This is a genomic window from Mycobacterium sp. URHD0025 (assembly GCF_000426065.1).
Lineage (GTDB): Bacteria > Actinomycetota > Actinomycetes > Mycobacteriales > Mycobacteriaceae > Mycobacterium.
Window position 1 is genome coordinate 175,650 of the sequence record NZ_AUEQ01000011.1, and the last position, 13,221, is coordinate 188,870.

At 67.2% G+C, this 13,221-nt stretch carries 17 protein-coding genes; 12 read left to right on the forward strand and 5 right to left on the reverse strand.

All coding sequences use genetic code 11. The features are described 5' to 3' along the window. Position 1: 1 nt before the first annotated feature. A complete protein-coding gene (locus H977_RS0117770; RefSeq protein WP_029109119.1) occupies positions 2-1,408 on the reverse strand; it encodes a PepSY-associated TM helix domain-containing protein in 1,407 nt (468 codons plus the stop codon). 98 nt (positions 1,409-1,506) lie between these two features. Beyond that, complete coding sequence (locus H977_RS0117775; protein WP_029109120.1) at positions 1,507-2,049, reverse strand: hypothetical protein; 543 nt, start codon at positions 2,047-2,049, stop codon at positions 1,507-1,509. Positions 2,050-2,111: 62 nt separating this feature from the next. On the opposite strand from H977_RS0117775, the gene H977_RS0117780 reads away from it, so the two are divergent. The 9 genes from H977_RS0117780 to lipE all read left to right on the forward strand — a co-directional run bounded on the left by H977_RS0117780 (position 2,112) and on the right by lipE (position 8,643). Continuing rightward, positions 2,112-2,753: a class I SAM-dependent methyltransferase gene (locus H977_RS0117780; protein WP_155946698.1), complete on the forward strand. Its 642-nt coding sequence runs from the start codon at positions 2,112-2,114 to the stop codon at positions 2,751-2,753. Positions 2,754-2,785: 32 nt separating this feature from the next. Continuing rightward, positions 2,786-3,139: an ArsR/SmtB family transcription factor gene (locus tag H977_RS0117785; RefSeq protein WP_029109122.1), complete on the forward strand. Its 354-nt coding sequence runs from the start codon at positions 2,786-2,788 to the stop codon at positions 3,137-3,139. Further along, positions 3,136-3,780 (forward strand): SRPBCC family protein, encoded by a 645-nt coding sequence (locus H977_RS0117790; protein ID WP_029109123.1) that lies wholly within the window; start codon positions 3,136-3,138, stop codon positions 3,778-3,780. Before H977_RS0117785 ends, H977_RS0117790 begins: the two co-directional genes overlap by 4 nt. An 89-nt stretch (positions 3,781-3,869) precedes the next feature. Further along, positions 3,870-4,556: an IclR family transcriptional regulator gene (locus H977_RS33400; RefSeq protein ID WP_036476328.1), complete on the forward strand. Its 687-nt coding sequence runs from the start codon at positions 3,870-3,872 to the stop codon at positions 4,554-4,556. Between the two features lie 355 nt (positions 4,557-4,911). Beyond that, positions 4,912-5,313, forward strand: a complete 402-nt coding sequence (locus H977_RS0117800) for an Rv2240c family protein (RefSeq protein ID WP_231395988.1) — start codon at positions 4,912-4,914, stop codon at positions 5,311-5,313. 104 nt (positions 5,314-5,417) lie between these two features. After that, positions 5,418-6,104 (forward strand): MspA family porin, encoded by a 687-nt coding sequence (locus tag H977_RS0117805; RefSeq protein ID WP_029109125.1) that lies wholly within the window; start codon positions 5,418-5,420, stop codon positions 6,102-6,104. Positions 6,105-6,161: 57 nt separating this feature from the next. Beyond that, positions 6,162-6,851: an MspA family porin gene (locus H977_RS0117810; protein WP_231395989.1), complete on the forward strand. Its 690-nt coding sequence runs from the start codon at positions 6,162-6,164 to the stop codon at positions 6,849-6,851. Between the two features lie 74 nt (positions 6,852-6,925). Further along, positions 6,926-7,411 carry a peroxynitrite isomerase gene (locus H977_RS0117815; protein ID WP_029109127.1) on the forward strand — a complete coding sequence of 162 codons (486 nt, stop codon included), beginning with the start codon at positions 6,926-6,928 and terminating at the stop codon, positions 7,409-7,411. Continuing rightward, a complete protein-coding gene (gene lipE / locus H977_RS0117820; RefSeq protein WP_029109128.1) occupies positions 7,408-8,643 on the forward strand; it encodes a lipase LipE in 1,236 nt (411 codons plus the stop codon). Before H977_RS0117815 ends, lipE begins: the two co-directional genes overlap by 4 nt. Positions 8,644-8,649: 6 nt before the next feature. On the opposite strand, the gene H977_RS0117825 is transcribed toward lipE, so the two are convergent. Beyond that, a complete protein-coding gene (locus H977_RS0117825) occupies positions 8,650-9,105 on the reverse strand; it encodes a PPOX class F420-dependent oxidoreductase (protein WP_029109129.1) in 456 nt (151 codons plus the stop codon). A 49-nt stretch (positions 9,106-9,154) separates the two neighbouring features. On the opposite strand from H977_RS0117825, the gene H977_RS0117830 reads away from it, so the two are divergent. Further along, positions 9,155-10,702 (forward strand): acyl-CoA carboxylase subunit beta, encoded by a 1,548-nt coding sequence (locus tag H977_RS0117830; RefSeq protein ID WP_029109130.1) that lies wholly within the window; start codon positions 9,155-9,157, stop codon positions 10,700-10,702. A 4-nt stretch (positions 10,703-10,706) separates the two neighbouring features. Here the strand turns inward: H977_RS0117830 and H977_RS0117835 are convergent, their stop codons facing one another. After that, entirely contained in the window at positions 10,707-11,192 is a 486-nt protein-coding gene (locus tag H977_RS0117835) for a GNAT family N-acetyltransferase (RefSeq protein WP_029109131.1), read from the reverse strand. 58 nt (positions 11,193-11,250) lie between these two features. On the opposite strand from H977_RS0117835, the gene H977_RS0117840 reads away from it, so the two are divergent. After that, positions 11,251-11,688, forward strand: coding sequence for a DUF4383 domain-containing protein (locus H977_RS0117840; protein ID WP_029109132.1), 438 nt, complete (start codon positions 11,251-11,253; stop codon positions 11,686-11,688). A gap of 301 nt (positions 11,689-11,989) precedes the next feature. Then, positions 11,990-12,388: a heme-binding protein gene (locus tag H977_RS0117845; RefSeq protein ID WP_029109133.1), complete on the forward strand. Its 399-nt coding sequence runs from the start codon at positions 11,990-11,992 to the stop codon at positions 12,386-12,388. 13 nt (positions 12,389-12,401) lie between these two features. On the opposite strand, the gene H977_RS0117850 is transcribed toward H977_RS0117845, so the two are convergent. Further along, complete coding sequence (locus tag H977_RS0117850) at positions 12,402-13,166, reverse strand: SDR family oxidoreductase (protein ID WP_029109134.1); 765 nt, start codon at positions 13,164-13,166, stop codon at positions 12,402-12,404. Positions 13,167-13,221: the final 55 nt, after the last annotated feature.

The window sequence follows — 13,221 nt, forward strand, 5'->3', positions numbered from 1 at the left end:
TTCAGGCCCAGCCGTGGGCGCTGCGCTTCCGGAAGGCGACGATCGCGTCCACGATCAGGAAGGACAGCAGGCTCAACCCGAACAACGGCAGGCACCATCCGATGGCGGCAGTGCCCACCGCGAACGCCGCGATTCCCAGCGGCGGCAACCGGCGGATCCCGCCCCGCAGCGGCGGCCGGCCCACCGCCCACGCCGAACCCCGCGTGGGCCTGCGTTGCCACCACATGCGGTAACCGCGCACGATCACCGTGATCAACCCAATCATGCTGAGCGCCAGGACGATCTGGTTGGCGATGCCGAAGAGCAGGCCCATGTGGGCCTCGATCGTCCACTCGGTGAGCTTGGCGAGCAACGGCCACTGTGCGAAGTTCACGCGGTCGGTCACAGCCCCGGTTTCGGGATCCACCGCGATCTCGTCATATCGGGTGGGCCAATCACGTTTGCGTTCGGCTACTTTCCAGGCCTGACCCGCTTCCGACGGCGGGTACATCCACATCGGCCCGCGAAGGCCGGACTGCTCGGCGCTTCGCAGCACGGTGTCGGCGCCCCGCAGGTCGGCCGGACCACCGTGGTGGCCGTGGTGTGCGGCGCCCGCGGCCGGTGCACCGGACAAGGCGGTGTCGACGGCGGGTGCCGTGGTGCTCAGCTGTGCCTGGATCCCGTTGACCGTCTCGCCCGCATAACGGGACCAGGTGATACCCGACACCGACAGCGCGAGCAGTACCGGCACGATCCACACGCCGACCGCGCCGTGCCACGACAACGTGCGCCGGCGGCCCGATGCCGTCCGATCCGGCACAACCAGATCGCGCATCGCGCGATTCTCCCGGCGCCGCATGGTCCACAGGGCGAGACCGGCCAGGGCGATCACCCATATCCAGCTGGCGGCCAGTTCGCTGTAGTTGCGGCCGAACGCGCCGAGATGCAAATTGCGGTGCAGTTCGTCGAACCAGGCCCGGACGGGCATCCACTGCCCGTAGGTGGTCAGCGCCCCGCGCACCTCGCCGGTGTAGGGATCGACGAACACCGTCCGCGAGTAGTCCGGCGGAATGTCCTTGAGGGCGGGGTCGACCACCAGGCGGATCTGAGTGGTCTCGTCAGCCTCCACCGGCGGACGGATGCTCTCCACCGTGCCTTCGGGGTGGGCCTGGCGCGCCGCGGCGAGCTGCTCGGCCAGCGGCAGGCGCTCGGCCCCGACGTGCTCGACCGTCAGTTCGTGCCGGTAGACGAACGTGTCGACTTGCGGGATCAGCGCATAGAGCAGACCGGTGACGGCCGCGATCAGGATGAAGGGCCCGACGGATACGCCGGCGTAGAAGTGCAGCCGCACCAGAAGCGGGCGCAGGGAGTGGCGGCTGACGGGCGGAGGGGATTCCTCGCGGAGTTGGTCGTCAGGGGTGATGGTCATGGAGATGCCTTCGGGTGAAAGAAGTGAGATGTGCGCATCCGGACGCGCAACGGGCAACAGCCCATCGCTGACGACGGGCTCAGATGACGGAGTCGGGGTTAGAGGCCGATGCCGGAAATCGCCGGCGGTGCCCGCATTCCGAGGCCGGCGCGCAACAGAACAGGCCGCGCCACAACGACATTCGATGGCCGCCAAAGCTCCCGTACCAACGGGTGGATCTGGGCGGCCGCGAAGATCCGCAACCAGGACAACAGCGAGGCACAGACCACGAACAGGTATTCGGCGATACCGATCACCAGGCCGAGGCCCACCGCCGCGGCGGCGTGCATCCCGATCATCGGGGCGGTGAGCAGCGATGCCGCGTGATGATGCCCGCCGGACATCGACAGCGCCAGGTGGCCGAGGAGTTGCCCGGCGCCGAGCCCGGCGATCAGCAGGCCTGTCTCGGCCCATCGGGTCTGGGCGTCCAGCCCGCCGACGGCGGCACCGAGGGCCGCACACAACAGCAGCAACACGATCAACGGGCTACTCGTAGGGGCCATGCCGCCGGCCGCGGTGTGAGCGACCGTCGCGGTGAGGGCCGAGCACACACCGACCAGGCCACCGCGCAACCGCGCGGCGTGCTTGACACGGGTGCTCACCTGCGGAACCTTACCGTGGAGCCGGATCTGGGCTTCCGCTGTCGCGGCTTAGAGTTGGCCCCGTGACTGGCGGGGCATATGAGCAATATGAGTTGATCGCCGTCGAGTACGCCCGGGCCTTCGCCGGCGGATTCGAAGACCGGCCGTTCGATCGCGCGGTGCTGCGGTCCTTCGCCGAGCTGGTGCTGCGGGCCGGCGGCAGTACCGTGCTGGACGTGGGGTGCGGGCCCGGCGAGCCCACCGCGGAGTTGGCCGGCTGCGGCCTGCGGGCCGAAGGCATCGACGGCTCTCCCGCGATGGTTTCCCTGGCCGCCCAGCGGTCACCGCAGGTGCGGTTCCAGACCGCGGACATGTTCGATCTCCCTTATGCGGCGGGAACATTCGATGCCGTGTGCGCCTGGTACTCGATCATCCACACCCCGGCCGAGGTTCTGCCCGAGCTGTTCACCGCGTTCCGCCGGGTCCTCGCAGATCGGGGGTGGCTGCTGCTGGCATTCCAGACCGACGGTGAACCCGGGGTCTATGAGCACGCTTTCGGCCAGGACGTGGCGTTGACCTTCCTGCGCCACGACATCGCCACGGTCTGCGACGCCCTTGAGTCGTCGGGATTCACCGTGTACGCGACCACCAAGCGGGCGCGGCAAGCGCATCTGGATGAGCCCACGGCCCAGGCCATGGTCATCGCGCACATCGATAACCCTTGACTTATATAAGTAGCAGCTTTTAGTCTGGGCATGTGCACGCCTTCGACATCCTCGGAGATCCGGTGCGCAGGCGGATTCTCGAGCTCATCCAGGCGGGTGAGATGTCCTCCGGTGCCATCACCGAGGTGATCCGCGCCGAGTTCCAGATCAGCCAGCCCGCGGTCTCGCAGCATCTGAAGGTGTTGCGCGACAACGGCTTCGCCCACGTACGGGCCGAGGGCACGCGCCGGCTGTACAGCGTCGACACCGCACCCCTGCGTGAGGTCGACCAGTGGCTGGAGGGGTTCCGGCGTAACTGGACTCCGCATCTGGATGCGCTGGCGACCGAGATCGCGCGCGGCAAACGCCAACGAAGAAGAACCACGAACCAGGAGACCTCCCCATGATCGACGTCCAGCATCAACTCAACTCCGTACGCCGCAGCGTGGGCCGCAAGACGTTCGACGCCCGCGAAGCACGGGTCGTGAGCGTCAGCCAGACCTACGACACCGATGCCGCCGATCTGTGGGATGCCTGCACCAGCCTGGAACGGATCCCCCGCTGGTTCCTTCCGATCACCGGCGAACTCAGGGTCGGTGGCCGTTTCCAGCTGGAAGGAAACGCCTCGGGCGAGGTGCTGGCCTGCGATCCGCCCCGCACGTTCACCACGACGTGGGAGGCCATGGGCGCCACCAGCTGGGTCGAGGTCACCATCACGGAGGCCGGCGAAGGCCGCGCGACCTTCACCCTCGACCACATCATGCACGCTGACGACCATGACGAGTTCTGGCTGCAGTTCGGACCGGGAGCGGTCGGAGTCGGTTGGGACTCCGGGCTCCTCGGCCTGGCCGGATACCTCGGTAGTGGTGATCGCATCACTCCGGAGGGGGGTGCGGCCTGGGCGGCCGGCGCCGAGGGCCGCGAGTTCATGAGGTCCGCGAGCGAACTCTGGTACCAGGCCGCGCTGGCCAGCGGAGAGGATCCGGCGCAGGCACGCGCCGCGGCGGATCGCACCACCGAGGCCTACACCGGGACCGAACCAGCCTGACGCGGCGGCCGCGTACAGCATCCTGACAGTTTCGCTCCCCTGCAGCAGAACTCTTTACCAAACGTTCGGCGCACGTCCATGCTCGGCCGATGCCACAGGCCGTCGACCGCGCCATCGCCCTGCTGCGCGCCTTCACCGACTCCGACCCGGAGTTGTCGCTGACGTCATTGGCCGCCCGGACCGGCCTGCCGATCAGCACCACCCACCGATTGGCCAGGACGCTGCTCGATCACGGACTGCTCGAACAGAACCGGGACCGCTACCGGATCGGTGTCGGGCTCGTCGCCCTGGCGACGCCGGCCCAGCAGCGGCTGGGCGTGCACGGCCTGATCCGGCATCTGCATTCCTTGGCCTCCGACATCGAGATCACCGCAAGCTTCGGTGTACCCGTCGACGACGAGCTGATCATCTTGGCGTCCGCGCCGCCACGGCAGAGGTTCTGCCCGCGGCAGATGCCGGGACAGTGGCAGCCCCTGGCGCAGACCGCGATGGGGCTCGTGGTCCTCGCGTTCACCCGCGAGACTGCGGCCACGGCCGAACTCGTTCAGGTGCGGCATCGGGGCTATGCCGATGCGCCGGCTCTGCGGCACGATGACGTCCGCGCGATCGCCGTCCCCGTTCTCGGCCCCGACGGCGAGCCGCTCGGTGCGCTCGGCATTCAGGCCCGCCGCCACCGGTTGTCCGACGACCGGGTGCGCCAGATCCTGCCCGTCATGCGCCACCATGCGCGGCTGATTCCGAGTCCTGTTATCCCGCAGAACAAAACTTCACCATGAGTATTTTTCACATCGTGGAATTCGGCTTTGAATGCCACTCCGCGGCACTCAACATTGGGCGCAATTCAGATCGAGGAGCAGCCCGTGAGCGTCACAACCGAACACCTCCGTACCGTGCAGGATTCGGCCGAGTCGATAGTACGTGAGGCGCCGTGCGGTGGTGTGCGCATTGGCTTTACCGGCACCTCGAAGTGGAACCGATGACACGATGAGACCGACGAGCAGGAGGCATGCCGCCACGGTGGCCGGTGTCGTCGGAGCCGGGATAATCACCGCCGGGTTATTCCTCGTTCCGGTCGCTCATGCCGAACCTATTGTCGAGCAGACTGATCCAACCTCTGCCGAGCCGAACAGCATGCCGCTTCCGGCACTTCCAGCGGCCGAGGACAGCACCGCGTCAGCCTGCGCCCGGTTCGCCGAGGCACTCGACCTCGCGTCCTTGAACTACTCGGACTTCGCCGACGCCACCTCGGGTGACCAGTGGCGGTATGACGATTCGGCAGTCCGAGCCGCCAACGTCACCGGCCGGACCGCATTGCGGGCAGCGGCAAGCGCTGCGCTGCAAGCCTCGGGTACCGCGGGATTGCCCGCCGATGTCGCCACTCCGATGCGCTTGTGGTCGCTGCACGCCACCAAGCTGCTCCTGAAGATGGGTCTTCGCAGCGGCGACGACTCGATCAACTCTGCCGCCATCGATCTCAACGATGACACCACCGCCGTACAGGAAGCCTGTACCGCGCGCCACGCGACCGCCTGACCCGCCCCACCGCCGCGCAGTCGCGTGCCGTCACGCCCACATCCGGCCAAGCCCCCTTGGTCTTCCCCGGCTGTCCCAGCCTCATGAAAGGTGCATTACCCACGATGGCGAAACCTCTTGCCGCCCTTGTCCTGATCGGGTTCCTCACAGCCACGGCAACGGCCTGGACGGCTCCCCATGCGACGGCCGATCCGGACATAACGCCCGTCGAGGCCGAAGTGGCGCCACCCGCACCACCGCCGGAGGGCGCTGTCCCCTCCGCCGAGGCCAGCACCTTCACCAGTCCGGAGGGCTGGCAGCTCACAGCGTCCAGCAAGAACGAGACATTGCTGCCGGTGCAACCCCTGACCTCTGCGCTGACGGCGCGCGAGTACCTCGTCGGCGGCACCTTCGTCGGGGTGGTCAGCGGATCCGGGAGCACCACGCTCACCGGCGGCTCGTTCGAGGTCGGCTACCGAATCGGTTGTGGCATCGCCCTGGATACGGTCGATCTGGCCGGCTCGCTGGGCATCACTCCGTCGATGAAGATTCCGGGGTTCAGCGGCGACAGCAACTATCCGAACATCGGCGGACTGGTGCGCGTGCACCTGAAGCCGGGTGCGGTCACCGCCGTCCAGGTCGACAAGAAATCGTTCAAAGGCAGGCAGGCCCGAGTCAATGTCGCCGGGTTTCGCATCAAGACCGACGGTTGCGCAGGCCAGTCGTTCATCCAGTCCTACGCGACGCTGAGCAGCTCGACCGCGGACACCGAGGACGTGACGACCTACCTCGGCACCGTGAAGGTCTTCTGACTCCGGTCATCCATTCCCGCTCCGGCCATCCATCTCGACCTGAAAGGTCCACCGCCTGTGTCCAAGAACATTGCCATATCGGCCTTTTCGTGCCTGCTGCTGGCGATCGGTTCGCCGGTTCCCGCAGCGGCCGAGCCCGACGTCGAGCCAGGTGTCGCCGATGCCGTGCCGGCTGCCGCCGGCGTTGCCGCACCCCCGTCACCGGGCGCGGTGCCGTCGGCCGAGCCCGGCGTGCTCACCACACCGGAAGGCTGGAAGCTGACGGTCGCGGCACGCGATGAGGTTCAGGTGGCGGTCAATCCCCTCACCACGGCCTTGTCGTCACGCGAATATCTGGTCGCGGGCACGTTCACCGGATCGGTCGCCGGGTCAGGGACCACCAAACTCGCCGGTGGCGTATTCGAGGTGGGATACCAGCTGGGCTGCGGCATCGTGGCAGACAAGGTGAAGCTCACCGCCTCGGCAGGTCTCAACACGTCGGGCAGCATGCTCACCCAGATCACCGGTGCGGGCTTTCCGATCTCCGGCACCATCGAGGTCGCGCTGAAGCCCGGTGAGGTCAAGGACTTCCCCGTTACCAAGAAGGAATTCAAGGGCACCGATGTGCGGGTCAGCGTCCACGACATCCACGTCAAGATCGACGGGTGCGCCGGTCAGTCGTTCCTGCGTTCCTATGCCGTATTGAACAGCAAGAACGACGTCACCGACGACATCGTCGCCTACTACGGCCTCACCAAGGTGGTGTGACCCGGGCGCTGTCCGCTGAGCAGGCCCGACACTGCCCGACACGCCCCGATCGAGCACCGCCGTACCCTGTCGGTGTGCCTGACCTCCACCCGAACCTGACCGTGCTGGCTCCGCTGCTCGGCACCTGGGCCGGTCCCGGTGCCGGTGAGTATCCGACGATCGACTCGTTCGATTACCTCGAAGTGATCACCTTCGGCCACGTCGGCAAGCCGTTCCTGACCTACAGCCAGCGCACCGCGGCCCCCGACGACGGCCGCCCGCTGCACGCCGAGACGGGATACCTCCGGGTCCCCGAACCCGGCCGGGTCGAATGGGTGCTGGCACACCCGACGGGCATCACCGAGATCCAGGAAGGCACGGTGCGTGTCGTCGACGGCCGTATCGAGCTCGAGCTGGCCGCGACCACGATCGGCCTGACCGCGTCAGCCAAAAACGTTGCCGCACTGTCGCGTTCCGTTCAGATCGACGGCGATCAGTTGACCTACGAGCTGCAGATGGGTGCCGTCGGACAGCCACTGCAACACCATCTTTCCGCCACCTTGACCAGGAAGACCGCATGAGCCAAGACGGCAAGATCGACATCCCCTCGGACTTGGACGCGGTCACCGACATCGGCGAGGAGGACCACTTGGAGATCGACCCCCGGGCTGTCGAGCGCATCTGGGAATCGGTGCGCTACTGGTACGGGTCGGGTATGCACCCCGCCATCCAGGTGTGCTTGCGGCGCAACGGAAAAACGGTGCTCAACCGCGCGATCGGCCACGGCTGGGGCAACGGCCCCACCGACGCGCCGGATGCCGAGAAGATTCCCGTCACGACCCAGACCCCGTTCTGCGTCTACTCGGCGGCCAAGGCCATCAGCACGACCGTCGTACACATGCTCGTCGAACAGGGGCACTTCTCGCTGGATGACCGCGTCTGCGACTACCTGCCCAGCTACACCAGCCACGGCAAGGACCGCACCACGATCCGGCACGTGATCACGCACAGCGCGGGTGTCCCTATCCACACCGGACCACGCCCGGACGTCACCCGCGTCGACGACAGCGAGTACACCCGTGAACAACTGGCTCTCCTCAAACCGGTGTACCGGCCGGGCCTGGTGCACATCTATCACGGTCTGACCTGGGGCCCGCTGGTCCGCGAGATCGTCTCGGCAGCCACCGGGCGCAACATCCGCGACATCCTGGCCGACGAGATCCTCGACCCCCTGGGCTTCCGCTGGACCAATTACGGCGTTGCCCCAGAAGAGGTTCCGCTGGTGGCACCCAGCCACGTCACCGGAAAGCCACTGCCGGCACCGATCGCGGCGGCGTTCCGGGCCGCCGTCGGCGGGACACTGGACCGGATCATCCCGCTCAGCAACACGCCGCTGTTCCTCACCAGCGTCATCCCCTCGTCCACCACTGTCTCCAACGCCGACGAGCTGTCCCGGTTCGCCGAAATCCTGCGCCGCGGCGGCGAACTCGACGGAGTCCGGATCATGAAACCGGAGACACTGCAGGCCGCGACGACTCCGTGCCGGCGAATGCGCCCGGACGTGGCGACCGGGCTCAAGCCGATGCGCTGGGGCACCGGGTACATGCTCGGCGGAAAGCGGTTCGGCCCGTTCGGCCGCAACACCCCGTCGGCGTTCGGGCACACCGGCCTGGTCGACATCGCGGTGTGGGCGGACCCTCAGCGCAGCCTCTCGGCCGCGATCGTCAGCAGTGGCAAACCCGGGGCATACCGCGAGGCGAACCGCTATCCCGCTGTGCTGAACCGGATCTCGGCCGAGATCCCGCTCGGCTGAGGCCGGTCAGCGCAGCTTCTCCCCGTACACCCGCTCGACGGTCAGCGTCATCAGCACCCGGCGGTCCGAGACCATCACCGAACGGTATTCGTCCCAGTCCGGATGCTCCCCCGCCGCCTTGCGGTAGTAGTCGACCAGCGCCCGGACCTCTGGGCCGTCCGGGTCGGTACCCGGGCCGGTCAAGGCGACCGTGCCTTCGGCGGTCGCCCACGCCCAGCCGTCGGCGCTGGTCACCTCCAGCGCCGCCCGGGGGTCGCGACGCAGATTGGTCGTCTTGGCCCGCCCTTCGGTCATCGACACATAGATGACGCCGGCGGCCCGGTCGAAGTAGGGCGTCACCGGGGACAGTTGCGGGATTCCGGAGGCCTTGATGGTGGCCAACACTCCCAACCGGGCCTCGGCGAGCAGATCGCGCGGATCGAAAGGGTCGGCCGTCGCGTTAGATGATGAGGTGGCGGTCACATCTGTGCGCAACCTCCGACCACACGCCTGCTATTCCAGGAGCCTGCCGATGCCTGATGAACCTCTCCGCGACGATCTCGCCGAACTACTGCGCCGGAGGGGGTTGACGCAGGACGCGGGCCGGTCCGACGCCGTCACCCGCCGCCACGCGGCAGGGGGACGCACCGCGCGGGAGAACATCGCCGACCTGGTCGACGACGGGTCATTCGTCGAATACGGCCGGTTCGCGATCGCGGCCCAGCGGCAGCGTCGCAGCCTCGACGATCTCATCGCCCGCACGCCCGCCGACGGTCTGCTGGCCGGCACCGCGCGGATCGGCGGCGTCGCGTGTGCCGTGCTGTCCTACGACTACACCGTGCTGGCCGGAACCCAGGGCGCCATCGGTCACCGCAAGAAGGACCGGCTGTTCGAGATCATCGAGCGGATGAAGTTGCCGACGGTGTTCTTCGCCGAAGGCGGCGGCGGGCGCCCGGGCGACACCGACATCCCGACGGTCTCTTCCCTGGAGATCCGGGCATTCGCGTTGTGGGCCGGGCTGTCCGGTCACGTGCCGCGCATCGCCGTGGTGAAGGGCCGGTGTTTCGCGGGCAATGCGGTGATCGCCGGTGCGGCCGATCTGATCGTCGCGACCCGGGACAGCTCGATCGGGATGGGCGGCCCGGCGATGATCGCCGGCGGCGGCCTCGGCGAGGTTGCCCCCGACGACGTCGGCCCGATCCCGGTGCAGGCAGCCAACGGTGTCGTCGACGTCGTGGTGGCCGACGAGGCGGAGGCAGTGGCCACCACCAGGAAGCTGCTCGGCTACTTCACCGCGCCCGACGACCCGGGCCCGGTTTCGGATCAAACCGCGCTGCGCACAATGGTTCCCGAACGCGCCCGGCGCGCCTACGCGGTCGCACCGATCATCGAGACGCTGGCCGATGCCGGCTCGGTCACCCTTCTTCGGGAGAAGTTCGCGCCCGAAATGGTGACGGCCCTGGGCCGCATCGAAGGCAGGCCGGTGGGCATCATCGCCAACAACACCATGGTGATGGCCGGTGCCATCACCGCCGCAGCGTCCGACAAGGCCGCTCGGTTCCTGCAGTTGTGCAACGCGTTCGGACTGCCGGTCGTCTCGCTGGTGGACTGCCCCGGTTACATGGTGGGCCCCACGGCGGAGGCCGAGGCCCTGGTGCGGCGCGGCTCGCGGTTGCTGGTTGCCGGGGCGGCGCTGACCGTACCGCTGGTCGCGGTGATCCTACGGCGCGGCTACGGCCTTGGGGCGCAGGCAATGTGCGGAGGCAGCCTCCATGAGCCGCTGCTGACGGTGGCGTGGCCGGGTGCCCACCTGGGCCCGATGGGCCTGGAGGGAGCGGTCCGGCTCGGCCTGCGCAAGGAGCTCGAGGCGATCGCCGACGACGACGAGCGCGAGCAAGCGGTGCGGGCCGCGACCGCGGCAGCCGAGGAGAACGCCCGCGCACTCAACTCCGCGTCGCTGTTCGAGATCGACGACGTCATCGATCCGGCCGAAACCCGTGACCTGATCGCCGCCACGCTGGCAGCGGCCGCTCAGGACGAGCGACCCGCGCCGCGCGCACGATTCGTCGACACCTGGTGACGCCTCACAGCTCCAGGTACATGACGTGCAGCCCGACCAGGCCGTTGGTCCGGGATCGGTATGCCTCCGGGACGGTGCCGATGATCCGGAAACCCAGGTCCTCCCATAGCGCCACGGCTCGCACATTGGTCTCCACCACCGCGTTGAACTGGATTGCCCGGTAACTGTTTTCGCGGTGCCAGTCGATCACCCACCGCGCCATGGCGCGACCGACACCGCGCGCGGACGACGACGGGTCGACCATGAAGCTCGCGGTGCCGACATGATCACCGCGGCCGGGCTTGTTGGGCCCCATCCGCGCGGTGCCGACGATGACTCCGTCGACCACTGCGACGATGGTGTGCCCCGGTGCGGGCGCAAGCCACATTTCCGAAATCTGCTCATCGCTCAGATCCTCCGGGTAGGTGTAGCTTTCGCCGTCGGCCACGATCGCGCGGAAGAACGGTGCGATCTCGGCGATGTCGGCGGCCCGGGCGGCACGAATCTCCACCTCCCGACCATACGACCGGACCATTGACTACACGCTGTAGTAGACGTAGCGTCCGGGCATGAAGCAGTGGAGTTTCGCTCAATGGGGACTGCTGATCATCTCGCTGTTCCACGTAGTGCAGGCAATCATCGGTTTCATTGCCGAGCCGAGTTTCGCGATCGGGCCGGATGCGCCGACCACGCCCATTCTCGGCATGGACTACAACGGTTGGCATGCGGTCGCCGGACTGGCCTTGTTCGGCCCCGGTCTGGTGTTGTGCTGGCGAAAATCCTGGGCCGTGCTCTATCTCCTGCTGGCCGCGGTCGCCGGAGCGCTACCGGGAATCTGGGCGTTCTTCTCGAACCAGGTGGCCTACATATTCGCCTTCCCCAACAACATCACCGACGCGATCGTCCACATGGCAACCGCCGCGGTGATGCTGGCGGTGGCAGGAGTGCAGATCTACCGTGATGGCGGCCTGCATAACTCACTGTCCGGGCTAACCCTCAAGCGGTGAGCGGATCAGTTAGCTGCGGGGCCGCCGGATAACGATTCGGTCACTACATCGGTCGCCATACATCACGATCAAATAAGAATGGCGCCCGGTCTTTGAGAGATTTCACGATCATCGGCCCCAATTCGGCGGAATTGAGGCGCAATTCACGGCCGCCTACCGTAACGCCACCTCACCTGTCACAGCTGTTTCACAGCACAATCGTTTTGCTCGTCACCACCACGGTTACTTTCGAGTTCGGGCCGGGGACAGCGATCTCAATCGCGACCCAATGAGAAACCCAGAACCCCGAAGGAAAATGATCATGAAATTCACTGGTATCACCGCGCGCCGAGGAATTGCCGGCGCATGTGCCGCGGGCCTGCTCGGCGGAGTCGCCGCGGCAATGATCGGCGCGCCGACGGCGGCGGCCGCACCCGACTGCAGCGCCAGCGGGGTGGCCGGCACGGTCAGCAGCACCACCGGTGCCGCGCGCGCCTATCTCGACAGTCACCCGGGCGCCAACCAGGCCGTGAGCGCCGCGTTCACCCAGCCGCGTCCCCAGGCCGCAGCCACGTTGCGCGGTTACTTCACCGCCAACCCGCAGGAGTACTACGACCTGCGCGGAATCCTGGCTCCGATCGGGGACACGCAGCGGGCATGCAACGTGACGGCATTGTCACCCGAGCTGGCCTCGGCCTACTCGGAGTTCATGGCCGGGTAGGCAACCGGGATCCTCAATGACCGTGCGGGTCAGCGGCATTGAGCGTGGCGACAACCTGGTCGTAATCCCCGCGCGCTTCGCCGTAGCGCAGGAATTTGACCCGGTCCACCTGGATCTCCCTGGCGTCGGGCTCGCGTTCGAGCAGATCGACCACCTCGGCGACGAACTCGTCGAGGGGCATGGCGAAGCTGCTCTCGCGCTGGCCCGGCACCAGGTCGGTGGCCACCGACGGCGGGATCAGCTCGACCAGCTTGACGCTGGTGTCGGCGAGTTGCATCCGCACCGATTCGGTCAGCAGGTGGATGGCCGCTTTGGAGGCGTTGTAGCTCGGCGTCGCACGCAGCGGCGCGAAACCCAGGCCCGAGGACACCGTCATGATCGTGGCATCCGGCTGCGCCTGCAGATGCTCGACGAAGGCCGCCATGAGCCGAACGGGACCGAGCACATTCGTGATGACGGTGGCCTCGGCCGAGCGCAGAAAGCCCTCGGGCGAGTGCCAGTCCTCGATCGCCATGATGCCTGCCATGGCGATCACGACATTCAGATCGGGGTGCTCGCCCAGCACCGTGGCGGCGGCCGCGGCGATGCTGTCCGGATCAGCGATGTCGATCTGCACGGTGTCCAGTTCCGGGTGCTCTGAACGGATCCGTTCCAGCAGTTCGGTGCGCCTGCCACCGACGATCACGGTGTTGCCCTTGGCCTGAAGTGCCAGGGCCAAAGCCAGTCCGATGCCGCTGGTAGAACCCGGGATGAAGATGGTGTTGCCGGAAATCTTCACGGTGAGATCCCTTTCTGAAATCGCCCTCTTTGTTCGTGCCACCCAGCGTGGCACC

Excerpts from the sequence above, each read along its gene's own strand:
- H977_RS0117800 (WP_231395988.1), top strand. The coding sequence starts at position 4,912 with ATGCCGCTTCCGGCACTTCCAGCGGCCGAGGACAGCACCGCGTCAGCC.
- H977_RS0117840 (WP_029109132.1), top strand. The coding sequence starts at position 11,251 with ATGAAGCAGTGGAGTTTCGCTCAATGGGGACTGCTGATCATCTCGCTG.
- H977_RS33400 (WP_036476328.1), top strand. The coding sequence starts at position 3,870 with ATGCCACAGGCCGTCGACCGCGCCATCGCCCTGCTGCGCGCCTTCACC.
- H977_RS0117805 (WP_029109125.1), top strand. The coding sequence starts at position 5,418 with ATGGCGAAACCTCTTGCCGCCCTTGTCCTGATCGGGTTCCTCACAGCC.
- H977_RS0117845 (WP_029109133.1), top strand. The coding sequence starts at position 11,990 with ATGAAATTCACTGGTATCACCGCGCGCCGAGGAATTGCCGGCGCATGT.
- H977_RS0117830 (WP_029109130.1), top strand. The coding sequence starts at position 9,155 with ATGCCTGATGAACCTCTCCGCGACGATCTCGCCGAACTACTGCGCCGG.
- H977_RS0117790 (WP_029109123.1), top strand. The coding sequence starts at position 3,136 with ATGATCGACGTCCAGCATCAACTCAACTCCGTACGCCGCAGCGTGGGC.
- H977_RS0117770 (WP_029109119.1), bottom strand. The coding sequence starts at position 1,408 with ATGACCATCACCCCTGACGACCAACTCCGCGAGGAATCCCCTCCGCCC.
- lipE (WP_029109128.1), top strand. The coding sequence starts at position 7,408 with ATGAGCCAAGACGGCAAGATCGACATCCCCTCGGACTTGGACGCGGTC.